Source organism: Halorubrum persicum (genome assembly GCF_002727125.1).
Lineage (GTDB): Archaea > Halobacteriota > Halobacteria > Halobacteriales > Haloferacaceae > Halorubrum > Halorubrum persicum.
Genome location: NZ_NHOA01000107.1, coordinates 1 through 15,669, shown reverse-complemented (window position 1 = coordinate 15,669; position 15,669 = coordinate 1). Strand labels below are relative to the sequence as shown.

At 59.0% G+C, this 15,669-nt stretch carries 17 protein-coding genes and 1 pseudogene; 10 read left to right on the top strand and 8 right to left on the bottom strand.

Annotated features, from left to right (window positions below; genetic code table 11):
• The 4 genes and pseudogenes from DJ69_RS12160 to DJ69_RS12145 all read right to left on the bottom strand — a co-directional run.
• Positions 1-379: pseudogene (locus DJ69_RS12160) on the bottom strand (RNA-guided endonuclease InsQ/TnpB family protein); the annotation flags it as partial.
• A 334-nt stretch (positions 380-713) separates the two neighbouring features.
• Positions 714-1,286 carry a PH domain-containing protein gene (locus DJ69_RS12155; RefSeq protein WP_099255846.1) on the bottom strand — a complete coding sequence of 191 codons (573 nt, stop codon included), beginning with the start codon at positions 1,284-1,286 and terminating at the stop codon, positions 714-716.
• Between the two features lie 6 nt (positions 1,287-1,292).
• Complete coding sequence (locus tag DJ69_RS12150; protein ID WP_099255845.1) at positions 1,293-1,988, bottom strand: PH domain-containing protein; 696 nt, start codon at positions 1,986-1,988, stop codon at positions 1,293-1,295.
• Between the two features lie 282 nt (positions 1,989-2,270).
• A complete protein-coding gene (locus DJ69_RS12145) occupies positions 2,271-3,443 on the bottom strand; it encodes a tubulin/FtsZ family protein (protein WP_099255844.1) in 1,173 nt (390 codons plus the stop codon).
• 172 nt (positions 3,444-3,615) lie between these two features.
• Here DJ69_RS12145 and DJ69_RS12140 point away from each other — a divergent pair, with 172 nt between their 5' ends.
• From DJ69_RS12140 to DJ69_RS12110, 7 genes are all read left to right on the top strand, one after another.
• The gene (locus DJ69_RS12140) at positions 3,616-4,389 is read left to right on the top strand and encodes a hypothetical protein (protein ID WP_099255849.1); all 774 of its coding nucleotides are present in this window, start codon (positions 3,616-3,618) and stop codon (positions 4,387-4,389) included.
• Positions 4,390-4,633: 244 nt separating this feature from the next.
• Complete coding sequence (locus tag DJ69_RS12135) at positions 4,634-5,002, top strand: hypothetical protein (RefSeq protein ID WP_144050437.1); 369 nt, start codon at positions 4,634-4,636, stop codon at positions 5,000-5,002.
• 652 nt (positions 5,003-5,654) lie between these two features.
• Positions 5,655-5,924, top strand: a complete 270-nt coding sequence (locus DJ69_RS12130; protein ID WP_099255842.1) for an AbrB/MazE/SpoVT family DNA-binding domain-containing protein — start codon at positions 5,655-5,657, stop codon at positions 5,922-5,924.
• 15 nt (positions 5,925-5,939) lie between these two features.
• Complete coding sequence (locus DJ69_RS12125) at positions 5,940-6,290, top strand: type II toxin-antitoxin system PemK/MazF family toxin (RefSeq protein ID WP_099255841.1); 351 nt, start codon at positions 5,940-5,942, stop codon at positions 6,288-6,290.
• Positions 6,291-6,561: 271 nt separating this feature from the next.
• Positions 6,562-7,281, top strand: a complete 720-nt coding sequence (locus tag DJ69_RS12120; RefSeq protein WP_099255840.1) for a hypothetical protein — start codon at positions 6,562-6,564, stop codon at positions 7,279-7,281.
• 37 nt (positions 7,282-7,318) lie between these two features.
• Positions 7,319-8,107, top strand: coding sequence for an ABC transporter ATP-binding protein (locus tag DJ69_RS12115; protein WP_099255839.1), 789 nt, complete (start codon positions 7,319-7,321; stop codon positions 8,105-8,107).
• Between the two features lie 59 nt (positions 8,108-8,166).
• Positions 8,167-9,717 carry a hypothetical protein gene (locus DJ69_RS12110; RefSeq protein WP_245851646.1) on the top strand — a complete coding sequence of 517 codons (1,551 nt, stop codon included), beginning with the start codon at positions 8,167-8,169 and terminating at the stop codon, positions 9,715-9,717.
• An 83-nt stretch (positions 9,718-9,800) separates the two neighbouring features.
• Here the strand turns inward: DJ69_RS12110 and DJ69_RS12105 are convergent, their stop codons facing one another.
• From DJ69_RS12105 to DJ69_RS12095, 3 genes are all read right to left on the bottom strand, one after another.
• A complete protein-coding gene (locus tag DJ69_RS12105; protein WP_099255848.1) occupies positions 9,801-11,267 on the bottom strand; it encodes an MATE family efflux transporter in 1,467 nt (488 codons plus the stop codon).
• Positions 11,264-11,854 (bottom strand): TetR/AcrR family transcriptional regulator, encoded by a 591-nt coding sequence (locus tag DJ69_RS12100; protein ID WP_099255837.1) that lies wholly within the window; start codon positions 11,852-11,854, stop codon positions 11,264-11,266. Before DJ69_RS12100 ends, DJ69_RS12105 begins: the two co-directional genes overlap by 4 nt.
• A 119-nt stretch (positions 11,855-11,973) precedes the next feature.
• Positions 11,974-12,120, bottom strand: a complete 147-nt coding sequence (locus tag DJ69_RS12095) for an N-acetyltransferase (RefSeq protein WP_218962319.1) — start codon at positions 12,118-12,120, stop codon at positions 11,974-11,976.
• Between the two features lie 82 nt (positions 12,121-12,202).
• Here DJ69_RS12095 and DJ69_RS12090 point away from each other — a divergent pair, with 82 nt between their 5' ends.
• The 3 genes from DJ69_RS12090 (at position 12,203) to DJ69_RS12080 (ending at position 15,167) form a co-directional block, all read left to right on the top strand.
• Positions 12,203-12,844, top strand: a complete 642-nt coding sequence (locus tag DJ69_RS12090) for a DUF998 domain-containing protein (protein ID WP_180271809.1) — start codon at positions 12,203-12,205, stop codon at positions 12,842-12,844.
• A 328-nt stretch (positions 12,845-13,172) separates the two neighbouring features.
• Positions 13,173-13,796, top strand: coding sequence for a peptide-methionine (S)-S-oxide reductase MsrA (gene msrA, locus DJ69_RS12085; protein ID WP_099255836.1), 624 nt, complete (start codon positions 13,173-13,175; stop codon positions 13,794-13,796).
• Positions 13,797-14,024: 228 nt separating this feature from the next.
• Positions 14,025-15,167, top strand: coding sequence for an FAD binding domain-containing protein (locus DJ69_RS12080; protein ID WP_099255835.1), 1,143 nt, complete (start codon positions 14,025-14,027; stop codon positions 15,165-15,167).
• 85 nt (positions 15,168-15,252) lie between these two features.
• Here the strand turns inward: DJ69_RS12080 and DJ69_RS12075 are convergent, their stop codons facing one another.
• Positions 15,253-15,468, bottom strand: a complete 216-nt coding sequence (locus DJ69_RS12075) for a hypothetical protein (protein WP_099255834.1) — start codon at positions 15,466-15,468, stop codon at positions 15,253-15,255.
• Positions 15,469-15,669: the final 201 nt, after the last annotated feature.

Here is a 15,669-nt window from a genome sequence, read left to right as displayed (position 1 = left end):
GTGCTTTGTGAGGTACTGAAACTGTGCCGTCGTCGAACAGCGTCATGGTCCGAGTGTCGTACTTCACCGTGGGTGCGGTGAACGTGGGCTTGCTGACTTTCTTGCCTTTAGATCGGCGTTCGATACAGCTGGTAATGGCTTGTGCGGCTTGGTGGGTGGCGAGAATCGCGTGCTGACTACCGAGGTCGGTGTGTTCGCGCACGTCGTCGTAGGCGAGGGGCTGAACGTCGCTTTTTGTGTTACAGTTGCCCCACGCCATGTCCGTGGCGATTTGGCAACCACGCTTCCACTCGGAGATAGTTACCTCAAGCAACTCCCGTTGCTCACCGTCTACCGAGAGGCGGGTGATTGCCGTCCGACGCACGTAGTCGTCTGCCACACATTCAATGTAAGTAGTAGGCTGGTTATAAGCTGGTGTTTGTGTCCTATACAAACGCGCTCCTCCCCTCCCTACTCACTCGCTTCGCTCGTTCCTTGAGGGAGGGGACTCCGCGCTACCGCATCAGTTGAATCCATGTCTTGGATAGCTGAGTGATACTCGTTGGCCGTATGTAGGAACAGTAACAGAGTGTCTCCGAAACTAACAAGAAGTTCGACGACGTTACTCGATATTCCTATCTTTGTCATGCCGTCGCCTCATTTGTATCGCTTCAAAGTAATTTTCGATCGGCAGTTCACACGTTTGAGACGCCTGCGGGCGCGGGCAACGCCACCTATTCTTCGAGAGAGCTGCGAATCGCTCGAATCTCGTCACGAATTTGCTGCCACTGCGTCAGATCTCCGGGGATAACGGAGTCCCGCTGACCGTCCCCACCGATACCATCGCTGTTCGATGCTGTTCGATCGACGAGTGCTCGGATTGCACGAGGGTCTTCGATCGCCTGGAACGAGAGGTCGTCCCCACCAGCGATTTCGAACGTAACTGAGCCGTATCCGAAGATCGACCCCGTGATGTCCTGCCCGAAAGAGCTGTTCTGGACGGTTTCGAGGTTTGCTTGTGTGACAGACCGGGTCAAAACGCCGCGTTTCACGTAGAGTGCTTGGTCCGTTATCACGTACTGTACGCCTTGGAGAGCGAAGTACTTCCAGATCGGGATCGCCACTCCGAGTGGAACGACTGTGAGGAAGAGCGGAGTCTCCCTAGTAACACTGACGACGATTGCGGAGCTGAGGAGGAGTGCCCCAATCACGACTGCCGGAAGGATGGTCGTGAGTCGCGGGCGGCCGGACCATTCGACCGATTCGCTGGTGCCGAGTGGGATAGCCGGGTCGATCGAATCCGTCATGGACGGCTACCGCTCATCAGTCGACTCTTGGTCGGCAGTAGCGTTCTCGGCTCTCGGGCCGCTACTCACGACTTCACTACGGCTGGTGGTTTCTTCATCAGCCGATTGCTCGTCCGCCGCATTGCCGGTGTTTGACATCGTGTCTGCTGTGTTTGTTGTAGCCCCCTGTTGTGCTTCGAGAGTAGCGCGGATATCTCTGAGTTCGACGAGGATCTCGTCAAGTACGTCCCCCTTCGTTTCACCCGATTCCGTCGTCGGGTCACCACGACTGCCCTTCACACGTTTGTTGATGAGCTCTTGAATCTCGCGCGGTTCGGGGACTGACCGGAACTGCATCTCGATGCCGGAGCCCCCAGCGGTCGAGATGTCGACGTTTCCGTAGCCGAACCGAGAGCCAAAGAATCCCTGGCTGTAGGAGGTGTTTTGAACCTTCCCGAAATCGATGCGTTGGACGTCACGTGACAGGACTCCCCTCTTCTTGTATAGCCCGTCGGTCGTCACGACGAACTGAGTATTCTCGCGCTGGAGATAGGCCCCGGCAATGATGAATAATCCAATGAGAATGAGAGAGAGGGGCAATCCGACGACAAGCGCTGGGATCAAACTGCTCTCGTGGGGTTTCCCGGACCAGACGATCTCCTCATCTTCGTCGAGGGTTAACCAGTCGGCAGTTTCGGGGTCGATCGTAGATGACGCAGCCATACGAGGCACTTTGTCAGATGGCTGTATTAAAATCCCGACACGCTAAGTGCGATTTTGCAGGTCAGGCGTCCGTGACTCGACTCGTCTGTAGCTGAGGAGGTCGTGACGAGCATCCAGCGCACGTGGTGACGACTCCGATATGGGATGGCGTAGTACAACAACAGAGCTTCAACTGAAGCGGTAGTGCGGAGTCCCCTTCCTCAACGCACGAGCGAAGCGGGTGAGGGGGGAAGCGCGTTCGGATACCTCGGGAGACCGATACGGCGAGAAACCCACTCGCCCTCAGAATAGCGACTCCAACTCCCCGTCACTATCCAACAATTCCGCAAAGCGGTCCTCGCTCTCGTCAGTGATCTCCCCGCGATTCTGTTGCGCTTCGATCGCGACCTGCTGGAGCTCTTTCACCCGTGGAACGTTCGTCACACCGCCGAGCAACACGAGCGCTGCGACCGTCCCGCTCCCGCGGCGTGGATAGTCACCACCGCGGACTTCCATCGATCCGGTCTGTTCTTCGAGCCACTTGCGGCCGTGTTCGATCCCCTTCCGGTTGAGAAGCTCCGGCGGACCGGCGACGACGAGCAGCGCCCGCTCCGTCCCGCTCACCTCACACGGCAACGTGAGTCGACCGAGCGTCGCCTTTCGGACGAGACTCGTGATTCGGTTCGTGGCCGCTGTGCTGTCGATCTCGGCGTCCGAGTCCCCGCGGAGCCGCGAGAGTAACCCCGCCCGCTCCGGTTCGTCAACCGCGGCGTCCGCATACCCCAGCGTGGAGATGCCGCCGCCTTTGAGCGTATTGATGATCTCCGAGGAGTCGACGACACTCTCAGCGATATCGCTTCCCTCCGTTACCTCGCCGGCACTGAAGAGCACGCCAAACCGGTTGACGAGCTCTTCGTTAATCGCGTCAAACCCGTCTTCGACCGATTCGCCCGATCGACGCCACGCGTCGTTGTCAAACAGCATGAGGTTGTCCACCTCATCGACGAACGTCTTGAGCGACCGGGCGGCGTTCAGCGTGTAGATCCCGCCTTCATCGCTCCCGGGGAGAATCCCCAACCCGTACACGGGCTCGGTGTAGATCCGTTTGAGGTTCTTGGCGATGACGGGCGCCCCTCCCGACCCCGTTCCACCGCCGAGCCCTGCAACGACGAGGAACGCGTCGATCTCGTGGACCGGTACCGAGTCGAGCGCTCCGTGGATCTCGCCGATGTCCTCGTCGGCGACCTCCGCGCCGAGTTCGTTATCGGCGCCAACGCCATGCCCTTTCACTCGCGACTGCCCGATCAGGATCCGACGATCGTTCGAGAGCCGATCGATTCCTTGGAGATCCGCTTTCGCCGTGTTGACGGCGAGAGCCCCACGGACGATGTCCGCACCGGTTCGCGCGTCGTAGGCGAGGAACTCGTCGACCACCTTCCCACCTGCCTGTCCGACTCCGATCAATGCGAGTTTCATGTGAACACACCACATGTTAATACGCGGGTCGGGGTGATAAAGGGTAGAAGTCCAATAGCGGTGTCGAGTCACACCATCAAGAACCAGCTGTAGGACCGGCCAAACCGTCGCTGCGATGTGCTCCTCCGTATTCCGCTGTTTTTATATAATTTGGATGAAATTCCTTGATCGTATGGCCCTCCAACTCAGCCATGCGGTTAGCGACGGTATTCGGCGTACACTCACTCGAACTGGGGGAATCCTCTTCCTTGGATTCCTGGTAATTCAGCTCGGGATTCAAACAGCGGTCAACAGCGCTGTACTCGGGTATCTCCCACCCGAAGCCGCAGCACAGTTCAGTAGCAACGCGGGCCTCACGCTTCCGATATCTGGAAGGGTCGGACTCGTTCTCTTCGGTGTCCTCACCGTCCTGAGCTCGGCGTACTTTGTGATCCTTTCACGAACGTTTGCCCAGCCACTCAGCGAGGCATCCACGTTCCCCGCCACGTCGACGCAGCGACTCGGACGCGCAACGGCGACCGCATTCGTCGGTGGGGTCATCGTGAGTGTCACGGTGCTGATCGGCTTCGTGTTGCTGTTCTTCCCTGGGCTGTTCTTCGCCGCCTCGTTCTTGTTCTTCATTTTCGCAGTTGCCGTCGAAGATCGTGGACTTATCAGTAGCCTCAAGCGGAGTTGGGGTCTCGCCCGCGGGTCCCGGCTCAAGCTCAGCGTCCTCGTCGTTGTCTCTGGCCTGTTCGGCGGTGGCATCGGCGCCGTGTCACCGCTGCTGGATCTTGCCGGCGTGCCGGTCGTCGCTGACATCGCAACGATCGTCCTCACGACAGTGTTTTTCCTTCCGTACTACGCGATCATCGCGTCAGCGTATCTCCAGCTACGGGACGGGCACGACACTCTGGATGGATCGACACCGAATCCCGTCGATGCCTCGCAGACGCAGAAACTCTAGCTGACGCAGAATTGACGGGGATGGTGTGCTGAATACAGAGTGTGTCTTCGTCCGGGTGGCCGGTCACGGCTGCTGTTCGAAACCCCGTGAATTTTCAGGTCGTCTCCATCTTTCTAGCATTATGGTCCGTCTGACCCGCCGGAAGACCCTCCAAACAGGCGGAAGCGTGATCGTAGCTGGCCTCGCAGGGTGTAGTGCCTTCGACCGTGACGCTTCCCCCGCGCTAACGCTTGGCGAGATCGAAGTGGCGAACCTCGACTTCCGGCCCCACACCGTATCGGTAGCAATACTCGATGACGAAGAGCCGGTGTACTGGGCGGAGATGGACATCTCGGCAGCTGAACCGGAAACGGACAATTCCTCGAGCGTGGCGACGGCTGGCGATGGCTCTTTCGAGGGGTTCCCAGCCGAGGTCGGGCAGTCCCTGCTCTATGCGTGGCGCGATAACCAATCGACTTCGAAGTGGGAGATGCTCGACTTCGGCGAGGTAGACGCATCATGCATCGGACTGGAAATCCAGATCGGAGACATCGAACAGTCCCGCACCGGTGACGTATCCATCTGGTATACGACGGATCCCCACGCCTGCGAGAACGCTGACAATCGCGATTGACGGATGTAACCTCAGTATTCAGCAAAACGCCTCAAAAATATCAGTACCTATATGTTTCAACAGAGCCCCCCTCTCCGCCGCTCTAACCGATTAGTTAAGCCGCAATCAATTCTGGTGTGGAAAATTTGATCAATCCGATACACAGTCCCGCTTTTCAGCAGGGGGACCGCTGACGAATTCGTGCTGTGTATTCAGTGTGATATCCCAATCAATCCTATGGGTTCGAGACTTTTCATACTGGATCGGCTGTTTGTCAGAACTACGCACAGAAACTCACAGAAGCCATATAAATAAGTAGTACAGTCCTGTGAATATGGTTCGTTCTGCAGTCCGCACCGCCGTCTGTCTACTAACCGGAATCTGTATAGGGTTTATTATCGGCCCTCTGTTTGTGCCTGACCCTACAGGAGTCCTCGCCGCTGTCTTGACAATCGTTGTTGCAGTATCTGTTAGTCTATTTCTCTACCGCTCTGACTGGCTGCGTGGACAGAAGTTGATTGCGCAGTAGGACGCCTAGATTTAATGTTAAGTGGCTCTGTTGAATCCCTATTCTTCAGATATATTCTCTCCTGAAACAGGAGTCGCTGAAGAGGGCGAATTGAATGACCATGCCACCGATATCTATATCAGTATGAAAAAAGTATGAATATATATGCCCGAATACAAACGGAAAGTCGGAGATCGGGGGCAGGTGACGATTCCGAAGGAACTGCGGGACCGTCGTGGCATCGAAGGGGGTGACGAAGTTGAATTCGTCGAAGTGAATGACGAGCTCAGAATCAAACCGCCGACAGATGAGGAACGGCTTGCTGAAGGATACCGAAAGAGAGCCGAGCGGTCTCGTGAGTTGACCGAAGAAATGGAAGAAGCATCCTCAGAAGCAACCGGGCATCTCGGTGACGCACCCGGCTGGAGCGAGTGAATTCTGGAGTCAAGTGTGCAGGTACGCCGTGGCGACATTGTTATCGTTGAACTGAATCCCACGGAAGGGAGTGAGCAGCAAGGAAAGGGCCGGCCTTGTGTTGTCATCCAGAATGATGTTGGGAATCAGTACTCACCGGCAACTATCATTGCTCCATTCACAACGCAGTACACGTCTGGAGACACGTACCCGTTCGAGGTGGAAGTACTAGCTTCGGATACTGCCCTCGATCACGACTCAGTGGCAGATCTAAGTCAAGTCCGGGTTGTCGACATCGACGAACGTGTGAAAAAGAACATTGGATCTGTCCCGTCATCAGACATGGTGAAGATCGACTCGGCAATCAAAGATAGCCTCGGCATTTGAGATTCGATCGTACCCTCGTTTTATATTGGGCTCTCGCGGTTACATTGGGTATGGCCCTCCTCGAGCCCTTCCGAGAAGCCCCAAGCCTCGCACGTGAGCAACCGATACTGTCCGCCCCAATAACGATAGGTGGCATTTTCCAAACTTCACCGTTTGCGAGACTCGCTCTGGTGATCTCTCCCGCGGAGACATGTGAGGAATCGTCCCACTCTGATACAACGATGGCCGACCGTTGTCCCAATCGGTTCGACTTCTCACACTTCTCCCAATAATGCTGTACACGGCCGCCGGGATCGGCTTCATCGCTTTCGGTCTCGCGATCGGCTGGTACGGAATCCGGTCACTCGTGAGGGTTCCGAACATCCTCCGTACCAACGTTCAAGCCCCCAGCGAGGTGACGGACAGCGGATCCTTCGTCGTGTGCTGCGGCGTTGCAAACGAATCGGACGACATCCTTACGGCTCCGTTTACGGAATCTCGGTGTCTCGGGTTCGAGTTTGAGGTCACCGAACGGCAACCGTTCGGAATCGGGGTCCCGTGGTTTCAGGCCTATCTCGACGATGGCGTGGCGACGCGCCCGTTCACCCTCGACGGTCCGACTGGGACTCTTGATGTCGTCCCGTCCGCTAAACGGTTCGCACTCGATACGGAATCGACGATTATCACTGTCCGTGCCAATGAAACGCCACCCGAGCGTATCCAACGGTTCGTTGACGTACGAGACGAGCTCAACCCCGTCGCGAGATGGATGCGAATTGTTCCGGGACTCGGCACGCGGCGATACGTCGAACGACGGATCGATCCTGGTGAGGAGTATCTCATTGCAGGCCGCACAGAACACCAACAGAACGAGACCATGCTTACCGGCGATCTCACCATTACCGACCGCTCTCCGAGGCAGTTCGCACTTACACGCCTCTGGAAGGCGTCAGTTCCGATGGTGATCGCGCTGATTTTCGTCGTTGTCGGGCTCGGAGGTATCGCCCTATGAAAGACCACAGTACCAAACCAACTACTCCACCCTTACGATGACACCAGACACAGACGCCATCGAGACGCGAAGCCTGACGAAACGATTTGGGACTGAAAGTGCTGTCGACGGGCTTGATCTCACCGTTGATCACGGTACAGTGTACGGCTTTCTCGGACCGAACGGCGCTGGAAAGACAACCACGATGCGGATGTTGACATCACTGACGCAGCCGACCGACGGTGAAGCGTGGATCGACGGAAACCCTGTCTCGGATCGGGATGCGATCCGGGCATCGATCGGCTACCTTCCCGAGGAACCCCCGGTCTTTGATGAACTCACCGGCCGTGAACAGCTCGAATATTTCGGTCGGCTTCGCGACCTTCCAGCCGAAGAGATGGACACTCGGATTACAGACTGGTTCGACCGGTTCGATCTCACCGACGACGCCGACAAGCGGATCGACGACTACTCCAAGGGGATGCGTCAGAAGGTCGGTCTGATTCAGGCGTTGTTACACCAACCCGATCTCGTATTTCTCGACGAGCCGACCAGCGGGTTGGACCCGCGAGCGGCCCGGACCGTCCTCGATGTCATTGATGAATTGACCGACGATGGCCATACGGTGTTCCTTTCGACGCATATTCTCTCGGTCGTTGAGGAGCTCGCGGATGTGGTTGGCGTCCTCTACGAAGGTGACCTCGTTACCGAGGGGTCCCCCGCGGAACTGACCGCACGGATGGAATCGGAGGCGGGGACGACACTGGAGGATGTATTCCTCTCGGTCACCGCCGAACGTGGGCCGGCCGCCACCGAATCACAGGACGGACGGTTCGAAGACAGATGACACGGGCGAACCGTCCACGACTCATCGCTAGGGCTGAACTACGCCGTCGGTGGCGGACGATGAAAGCGAACACGACGCAGCTGTTGGCGATGGCGTTCGTGGTCGTTATGCTGCTTCCGTTCTCAATCGGCGGGGTGTTCGGAGCGTACCTTGCCGGAGGGTTCGTTGCCGGGAGCGAAACCGAACCGCTCATCGAATGGGTTCGGATGGCGTTTGTTTACGGGTGGATTTTCGTCGTCGGATTCGGTGGATATCGTGCCTACGCAGTCGCGCTTCGTCCCGACAATCTCGACGGCTTATTGACGACGGTGTCACACCGGGCGGTGATCGGCGGCCTCGTCCTCACCGAGCTCGTGCTTTGGTCTGCGTTCTTCCTCACGGTTGGGAGCGCCGCCACAGTCGCGTTTGCCGTCGGTGCCGGCTCACTACTCACTATCCCTGCCCTGTTGCTCACACTGTTTCTCCTTCTCGTCACCGGGATTCCGGCCGGGTTCATCCTCGCGCTGGGGATACGCAACGCCGGCGTTCGATCGCAACTGCTCAGCCGGCTCCGAGCGCTGTTTCTCATCCTCCTCGGGATCGGGTACTTCGCGGTAATATTCACGAACGCGTTCGCGTCGGTGCTTGAACCGATCTATCGCGTGCTCGCACCGACGCCGATCGACTGGTTTGGCGATCTGGCCGCGATGGGACTCAGTATCGGAGCGTCACCGATTCGAGCGATCGGCGCAATACTATTCACGGCTGTATTCGTCGCCACAGCGGTCGTATCGCTGTTTCGACTCGCAGAGTGGCTCTGGTACGCCGACGGGGTTCACATCTCTCATGAGGTTGAGCGGTCGGCCGACAGCTCCGCTTGGTTCGGTGGCCTCTCACGAGTGCTCTCACAACCGGTTTTCAGCGTTGTCGCAGTCGATTGGAAACGCGCCCGCCGGTCGCCGCTCTCGCTGTCTTTCGCGTTGTACCCGCTGATCGTCCTTGCCGGACCAATCGTCACTGCTGTCCAGACTGGTGAGATTGGAACGAGCCTCCCACTGTGGGTACTACTTAGTGGGACCTGGATCGCTGGATCGTTGTTCGCGCTTAACGTGGTCGGTCAAGAAGGTGCGGCATTGCCCATCACCCTGCTCTCAGAATCGCCTGAACGCTCGCTGGTCACCGGACACGTTGTCTCCGGTGCTCTCCTGATCGCGCCGGTGACCCTCGTGGCGACCGTAACCACAGGGCTTCTGAGTCCGCATTCGGTACCGGTCGTCGCGAGCCTTGGCGTGTCGGCACTCGTCCTGTCGGTCGTGTCGGGTGCGATTGCGACTGGGATCGGCGTCGGGTTCCCCCGCTTTGAGGCCGTGAGCGTCTCTCGGAGCAGCAAGGCGATTGTTCCGAGCATCTTCGCCTTCGTGATCTATTCAGTCGTGGTGCTTATGATTGCACTCCCGGCTGTTATCGCCCATTCTAGTATTGCCGGGCATGCGATTGCCTCGTTTGTTGATGTTGAGCGATTTGTGGTCGGTTTCAGTGGGACGGTCGCTTCGGCCACACTCGCGTGTCTCGCCGGGGCCACTTCGATGTATGTTGCACGAGATCGCGTGAGCAAGTATCACATGAATTAACCGTTCTGGCAACCCTGATTATCCTCACGGCCTCGCGATCAACGAAGAACTGGAGGGGTATTGCGAAAACAGCCCCACCATGGTCAATCGTCTCCAATGGCGGCGTCTGCATCGTCCGGTCCGGAGTCGCCGGGACTCGACATCCCGCGAACGTCGCCGCCACGCCAGGTGCCGCGTCGGAACCACAGCCACGCGATGACTGCCCCGGTGACGTTCGAGGCGAAGAACGCGATCCAGATGCCGCGAACATCGGGCTGTCCGAGGAACCACAGATCCGTTGGTAGCACGCCTTGTGAGGCGACGTATGCGATCGGGAGTCGGATGACGGCAAGCGTGGTGACGGAGATGACGGCGGCTATCAGTGTCTTGCCAGCGCCGCGGAACCCACCCGTGAACGCCCGTTGGATCCCGATGAACCCGAACGACAGTGCGACGTATCGCAGGAACTCCGCTCCGACATCGAGGACGGCCGGGTCGTTTGTGAAGACCGAAACGATGGGCGTCGGGACGAAGAAGATGGCGACGCCGACGACGCCGAGAATGCCAAACAAGCCTTTTGCGGCGACGTAGTTCGCCTCCTGTGCGCGATCGTACTTGCCGGCCCCGACGTTCTGCCCGGTCATCGTCTCAACACCCCGCGCGACGGCAATCGCCGGCAGGAAGATGACGGAGAAGACTCGCGTCCCGATGCCGAACGCGGCGACCACCGACGTGGAGAACAGCCCAACAACAATCAACAGCGCGTTGATCGAGAGCGCACGTCCGGTTCCCTCGATCGACGCCGGAACGCCGATTCGCAGGATCTTCTGAAGATACTCGAGGTCCGGTTTCATGTCGGCGAGGTTGATCTGAATCCCCCGTGTTCCCGACAGCATGATCGCGACTCCGACGATCATCGCCAGCCCCCGCGAAAAGACCGTGGCGATAGCCGCTCCTTGTATGCCGAGCTCGGGGAACGCGAGTGGGCCGACCGACCAGCCGTTAATCAGGAACGGGTCGAGGATCACGTTGATGACGACCGTCCCGAACATGACGAGCATCGGCGTGATGGTGTCGCCCGCGCCGCGCATCAGCGAGATAAACACGAAGAATCCGAACATGAACGGCAAGCCCAGCGCAACCACCTGCATATACGCGGTGGCTCCCGGGAGGACCTCTGGCGACGCACCCAGGAACGCGAGGAACTCTCGAACCAACTGATAACCGATCGCCCCGAGGATGACTGAGGCGATGAACGCGAACGAGACCGTCTGTGAGGCCGCATACTCGGCCTGTTCGGTCTCCTCGGCACCGGTGTGTTGAGCAACGAGCACGCTTCCCGCCACTGAGAGCCCCATTCCGAGCGAGATGAGCAGGAACACCATCGGGAACGCGAAGCTGATCGCCGCCAGTGCCTCCGTCGAGTACTGGCCGAGCCAGAACGTGTCCGCCAAATTGTAGGCGGTCTGCAGCAGGTTCGTAACGACGATGGGCAGCGAGAGGAACAGCAGGGGTTTGACGATGCCACCTTCTGTCAGGTTGAGTTCTTCTTGACCTTTGAAGAAGCTCACGCGACCACCTCCGATCCAGGCTGCCATCCGAGGTGTAGTTCCAGCGTGTTTTCGAGGACGTGACGCGTCTCGTCGAGCGGCTCCCCGAGTGCCACTTTCCGTGTGTGTGCGCCGTTGATCGTCGTTGTGACGAGCCTGGCGACTTCGTCCGGATCAGTCTGCTTGAAGTGGCCCTCGTCGATGCCGTCCGCGACGATATCCGCAACGACCTCGCGCATCACCTCATCGAGGTCGAGAAACCGTTCTCGGAAGAGATCGTGGAAGGGTGCCTGCGCTTTCAACTCCATAATCGCCACGGGGAAGCCGTCCGAGTCGGGAGTTGTCGGTGTGAAGACTCCATCGAGGAACGCTGTGAGCCGTTTGCGCGGGTCGGTCGCTTCGGAGGAGATTTTCGCTTTGAACCGCTCGATCAGGATATCAAGGAAAGCGTTCAGTAACTCCTCTTTCGTGTCGAAATGGTAGTGGATCGCTGCGGTGGTCATCGCCGACTCGTCAGCGATTTTCTGCATCGTGAGCCCGGCATACCCGTGTTCGCAGAGTACCCGGTTCGTCGCATTGATGATCTCGGATTTTGTCTCCGATTCCATTCTCTATCTTCACTTACTAACCGGTTAGTCAAAAGGATTCTGACTGGTTAGTAACTCTACGGTCTGTCACTTCTATCCCATCGTTACCGCCGACAGCGGCTGCCAGCTTCCGGTCTTACTCACTGGTCGGTGATGACACAGACTGCTATGATCTGTGTTCTCTCGAATCCGGGTTTCTCGTAGAAGGCGATGGCACGGTCGTTGTCTACATGCGGATCGAACTCTTCGCACCCGGCTTCCAACTCTTCGCACGCTGTGCCGATCATACGACCCAGCCCGTCTCTGCGTTCTCGTAGTTGGCGATAGTTACTGCCTCAGATTTATTTACTGGGGCTTACATATATCCCTATGTCCGCGTATCTGAAATCGCTCGGCGGCGGCATCGCCGACACAGCCATTGCGGGCGTCGCACTATTGATCACTGGCGGGGTTTCGCTCCTCGGGATCATCACCGCCGAGGCATACCATCCCAACTATGCTACGACCCAGGAAATCAGCGATCTAGGCTCAACAGCGCCGCCGAATCCGGTCAGCTACGAGCCGACCGCGACGATCTTCAACGGCACCATGCTGACCAGCGGTGCGCTGGTTCTCGTAGCGGCGTACTTCCTCTATCGGGTGGGGCGACCGCGCGTACTCTGGCTCCCGCTCGGCATCTTTGGGTTCGGCGTCTTCGGTGTCGGTGTGTTTCCCGGGGATATGGCGCCCTGGCACGGCCTTTTTGCACTCCTGACGTTCACGAGCGGCGGCATCGCGGCAGTGCTGGCCGCACGAGCGACCCCGAACCCGTTCTCTTCCGTCAGTGTGCTCCTCGGAGGGTTCTCGCTGGCGTCGCTGGTGTATGCGCTGGCGATTGGAACCTCTGGGCCGCTTGCCGGGCTGGAGTTCGGCGGTATCGAACGCTGGGTGGTGTACCCGTTGCTGGTCTGGGTGACGGGTCTGGGCGGGTTTCTGTTGGGAGAAGACAGTGTGACGTCCTCCCCGCCGTGAACGGCGGGGCTTCCCGTACCGTTGGGATAGTTGGCGGTGTACGACACGACTCGTTCTCGCGGGGCGAACACTCAGTCTTTGCGCCGGACGGCTCTGTAGTTTCGGCACACTGCGGTTGATCTCACGGATATCTCACGCTCCGGCGGCGATCGCTTTCAGCAGCACCTCACGGAACTCCACCCATACGTCTCCGAGCGCGTATGCTCGCTCGCGTGGCCGGCCATGGTCGAGATCGACACGCAGCATATACGTCTGCGAGCCTGACTGGTAGTAGACGCGGTGGGATCCACGACCCGCGCTGCGACGACTCTCTAGGCTGGTAACCCCAATGACGCTCACACAGACACAAATACGCGAGTACGACCGCCGTGCGATGGATACTGCGGAGACTGCCACGGCGACGTTCGGAATTGGTTGTTTCTGGGGCCCCGACGCCCAGTTCGGTGCGATCGACGGCGTCGTTCGCACCCGTGTCGGCTACGCTGGCGGAACAACACTCGATCCGACGTATCACGATTTGGGTGACCACACGGAAGTGGTCCAAGTCGAGTTCGACCCTGACACGGTCACGTACCGAGACCTCCTGAGTCGAATCTTCAACTCACACAACCCACAGCACCAGACCAGAACGACACAGTACCAGAACATCGTGTTCGCCGGGACGGAAGACCAGCGAGCAGTCCTCGATGAGTTTCTTTCGACACGGGGACTCACTGCCGATGGAATCGGAACGCGCATCGAACAGCTCTCGCGCTTCTACCCCGCTGAGGAGTATCACCAGAAGTACAAGCTCCGGTCTGTCTCCTCGTTCATGGACGCGTTTGCGGCGGCCGGATACGGCGACGACGAGTTGCGTGAGTCGCCGATCGCCGCCAAACTGAACGGGTACGCCGCCGGGCACGACGTTGCTGTCGCCGAGGACCTTTCGGCGCCCGATCGCGGGACGGCATAGACGAGGAGCGTGTTGACGACGGACAGCGTCGTCGACGAGGGCCGGCCAAGCAGCGGTCGCGGATCCCCGACCCGACAATTTTCACGCGGTCACGCTTGTACCGCCTGATCGAGACTGGCCCGCACGATTGGTACATACGTCCCCGGAGTGGAACGTCGTCCACTGCAGGAAGCCACTCTGGGTCGACGAATCCGTAGGCTTTCACCCGTCACGCACCAACGAACCAGTGTGTCTCAGGACCAGTCCCGTCCGCCTGTTACCGGCCTCGATGTACTCATCTCTGGCGGGTCGATGGGTGGTCTCTTTACCGGGATTGCGCTCGCGCGGTCGGGCCACAGCCCGACGATCTATGAGCGGTCGGCAGGCGCGCTCAAAAGCCGCGGCGGCGGTATCGTCGCCCAACAGAACATCCGCCGTTTTCTCAGCGATCACGACATCGTTGCCCCGGAAGCGATCACGACGCGGTCCCACGAACGTCGATTTCTCACGGAGAGCGGGGATGTCGGACGCGCCGTGTCCGAGACGATGGTGTTCACGTCGTGGGACGCGCTCTATCGACAGCTCCGGGACGCCTTCCCCGACGAGCAGTACCGAACCGGAGCAACAGTCACGACCGTGTCGCCCGAGACGGCCACCGCCACGATCGCGAACGAAACGGAACGGACGGCAGACTTGATCGTCGCTGCCGAGGGCGGCCAGTCGACGACGCGCGCGCAACTGTACCCCGACGTGGAACCGGCGTTCGCCTCCTACGTCGCGTGGCGTGGCGTTGTCGACGAAGCGGACCTCTCGGCTGCGTGTGTCGAGGCGTTCGACGGAACGTTCACGTTCTATCAGGGGATCGATCAGCTCATTCTGGCGTACTTCATCCCAGGCGCAGACGGCGAGACAGCTCCCGGCTCGCGCCGACTGAACTGGGTGTGGTACGACACGCTCGACGGGCGCGATCGGGGTGCGGTATTCACGGACGCGAGCGGTACCGAACGACGGTTCTCCGTCTCACCGGGCCGGTTGCGCGATCCGGTTCGCCAGCGACAGCGTGAGCGCGCAGCGACGCTCCCGCCCGTGTTCGAGACGCTCGTCGGCGACACACCGGACCTCTTCGTCCAGGCGATTCATGACCTGACGGTGCCGTCGATGGTCACCGATCGGGTGTGTCTCTTGGGTGACGGCGCGTTTGTTGCCCGCCCGCACACGGCAGCCGGGACGGCGAAGGCGGCGGGCGATGCGACCGCGCTCGCCGACGCCCTCGAAAATCACGGATCGGTCACCGATGCGCTCGCGGCATGGGACCAAACACGCACCGCGTACGGCACTTCGCTCGTCGCCCGTGGGAAGGAGATGGGTGACGTGCGGCTGAATCTGAGCTAACCGGGCCCAGCGTGATCGCCTGACCGAGTGTCGCGTGGTACGATCGTCACACGGGATAACACACGGTAGCAACTACGATACCGATTTATCGGTCTCTGAACTCCACCGTGTAGCCGTTGTTGCGGAGTGCCTCAACAAGATCATCTCCACGCTCGATTTTGAACTCGTGGAATGAGTTGGTCGGACTATCTGCCGAATACAGCTCTGAGTCGATATTGTCCGGAATCTCGTTTTGATGGGTGTCTTCCTGGACAACAACCGGCTGACTGGGGACGTGGGAAGAACTGCTATCCTCTGTCATTTGAACATCTACTGTTAGACCTATTCGGGTATTTGAATTCCGATCCCGGTTCCTGCTGAACGGGAGCGCAACCCCCAGTCACGAACCCTCCGTCCGCTCAGCAGACGCGATCGGATCGCGTGACCTGGCGGTCCGGCATGCTTCAAGCCCGACCGCCTAGGCATCGCACGGTGTGTTCCAGCGGCTGTGTTGAATCGCCAT

Coding starts and splice junctions, on each gene's coding strand:
- DJ69_RS12155 (WP_099255846.1), bottom strand. CDS start 1,286: ATGACGGATTCGATCGACCCGGCTATCCCACTCGGCACCAGCGAATCG.
- DJ69_RS12150 (WP_099255845.1), bottom strand. CDS start 1,988: ATGGCTGCGTCATCTACGATCGACCCCGAAACTGCCGACTGGTTAACC.
- DJ69_RS12145 (WP_099255844.1), bottom strand. CDS start 3,443: ATGAAACTCGCATTGATCGGAGTCGGACAGGCAGGTGGGAAGGTGGTC.
- DJ69_RS12140 (WP_099255849.1), top strand. CDS start 3,616: ATGGCCCTCCAACTCAGCCATGCGGTTAGCGACGGTATTCGGCGTACA.
- DJ69_RS12130 (WP_099255842.1), top strand. CDS start 5,655: ATGCCCGAATACAAACGGAAAGTCGGAGATCGGGGGCAGGTGACGATT.
- DJ69_RS12120 (WP_099255840.1), top strand. CDS start 6,562: ATGCTGTACACGGCCGCCGGGATCGGCTTCATCGCTTTCGGTCTCGCG.
- DJ69_RS12115 (WP_099255839.1), top strand. CDS start 7,319: ATGACACCAGACACAGACGCCATCGAGACGCGAAGCCTGACGAAACGA.
- DJ69_RS12110 (WP_245851646.1), top strand. CDS start 8,167: ATGAAAGCGAACACGACGCAGCTGTTGGCGATGGCGTTCGTGGTCGTT.
- DJ69_RS12100 (WP_099255837.1), bottom strand. CDS start 11,854: ATGGAATCGGAGACAAAATCCGAGATCATCAATGCGACGAACCGGGTA.
- DJ69_RS12095 (WP_218962319.1), bottom strand. CDS start 12,120: ATGATCGGCACAGCGTGCGAAGAGTTGGAAGCCGGGTGCGAAGAGTTC.
- DJ69_RS12090 (WP_180271809.1), top strand. CDS start 12,203: ATGTCCGCGTATCTGAAATCGCTCGGCGGCGGCATCGCCGACACAGCC.
- msrA (WP_099255836.1), top strand. CDS start 13,173: ATGACGCTCACACAGACACAAATACGCGAGTACGACCGCCGTGCGATG.
- DJ69_RS12075 (WP_099255834.1), bottom strand. CDS start 15,468: ATGACAGAGGATAGCAGTTCTTCCCACGTCCCCAGTCAGCCGGTTGTT.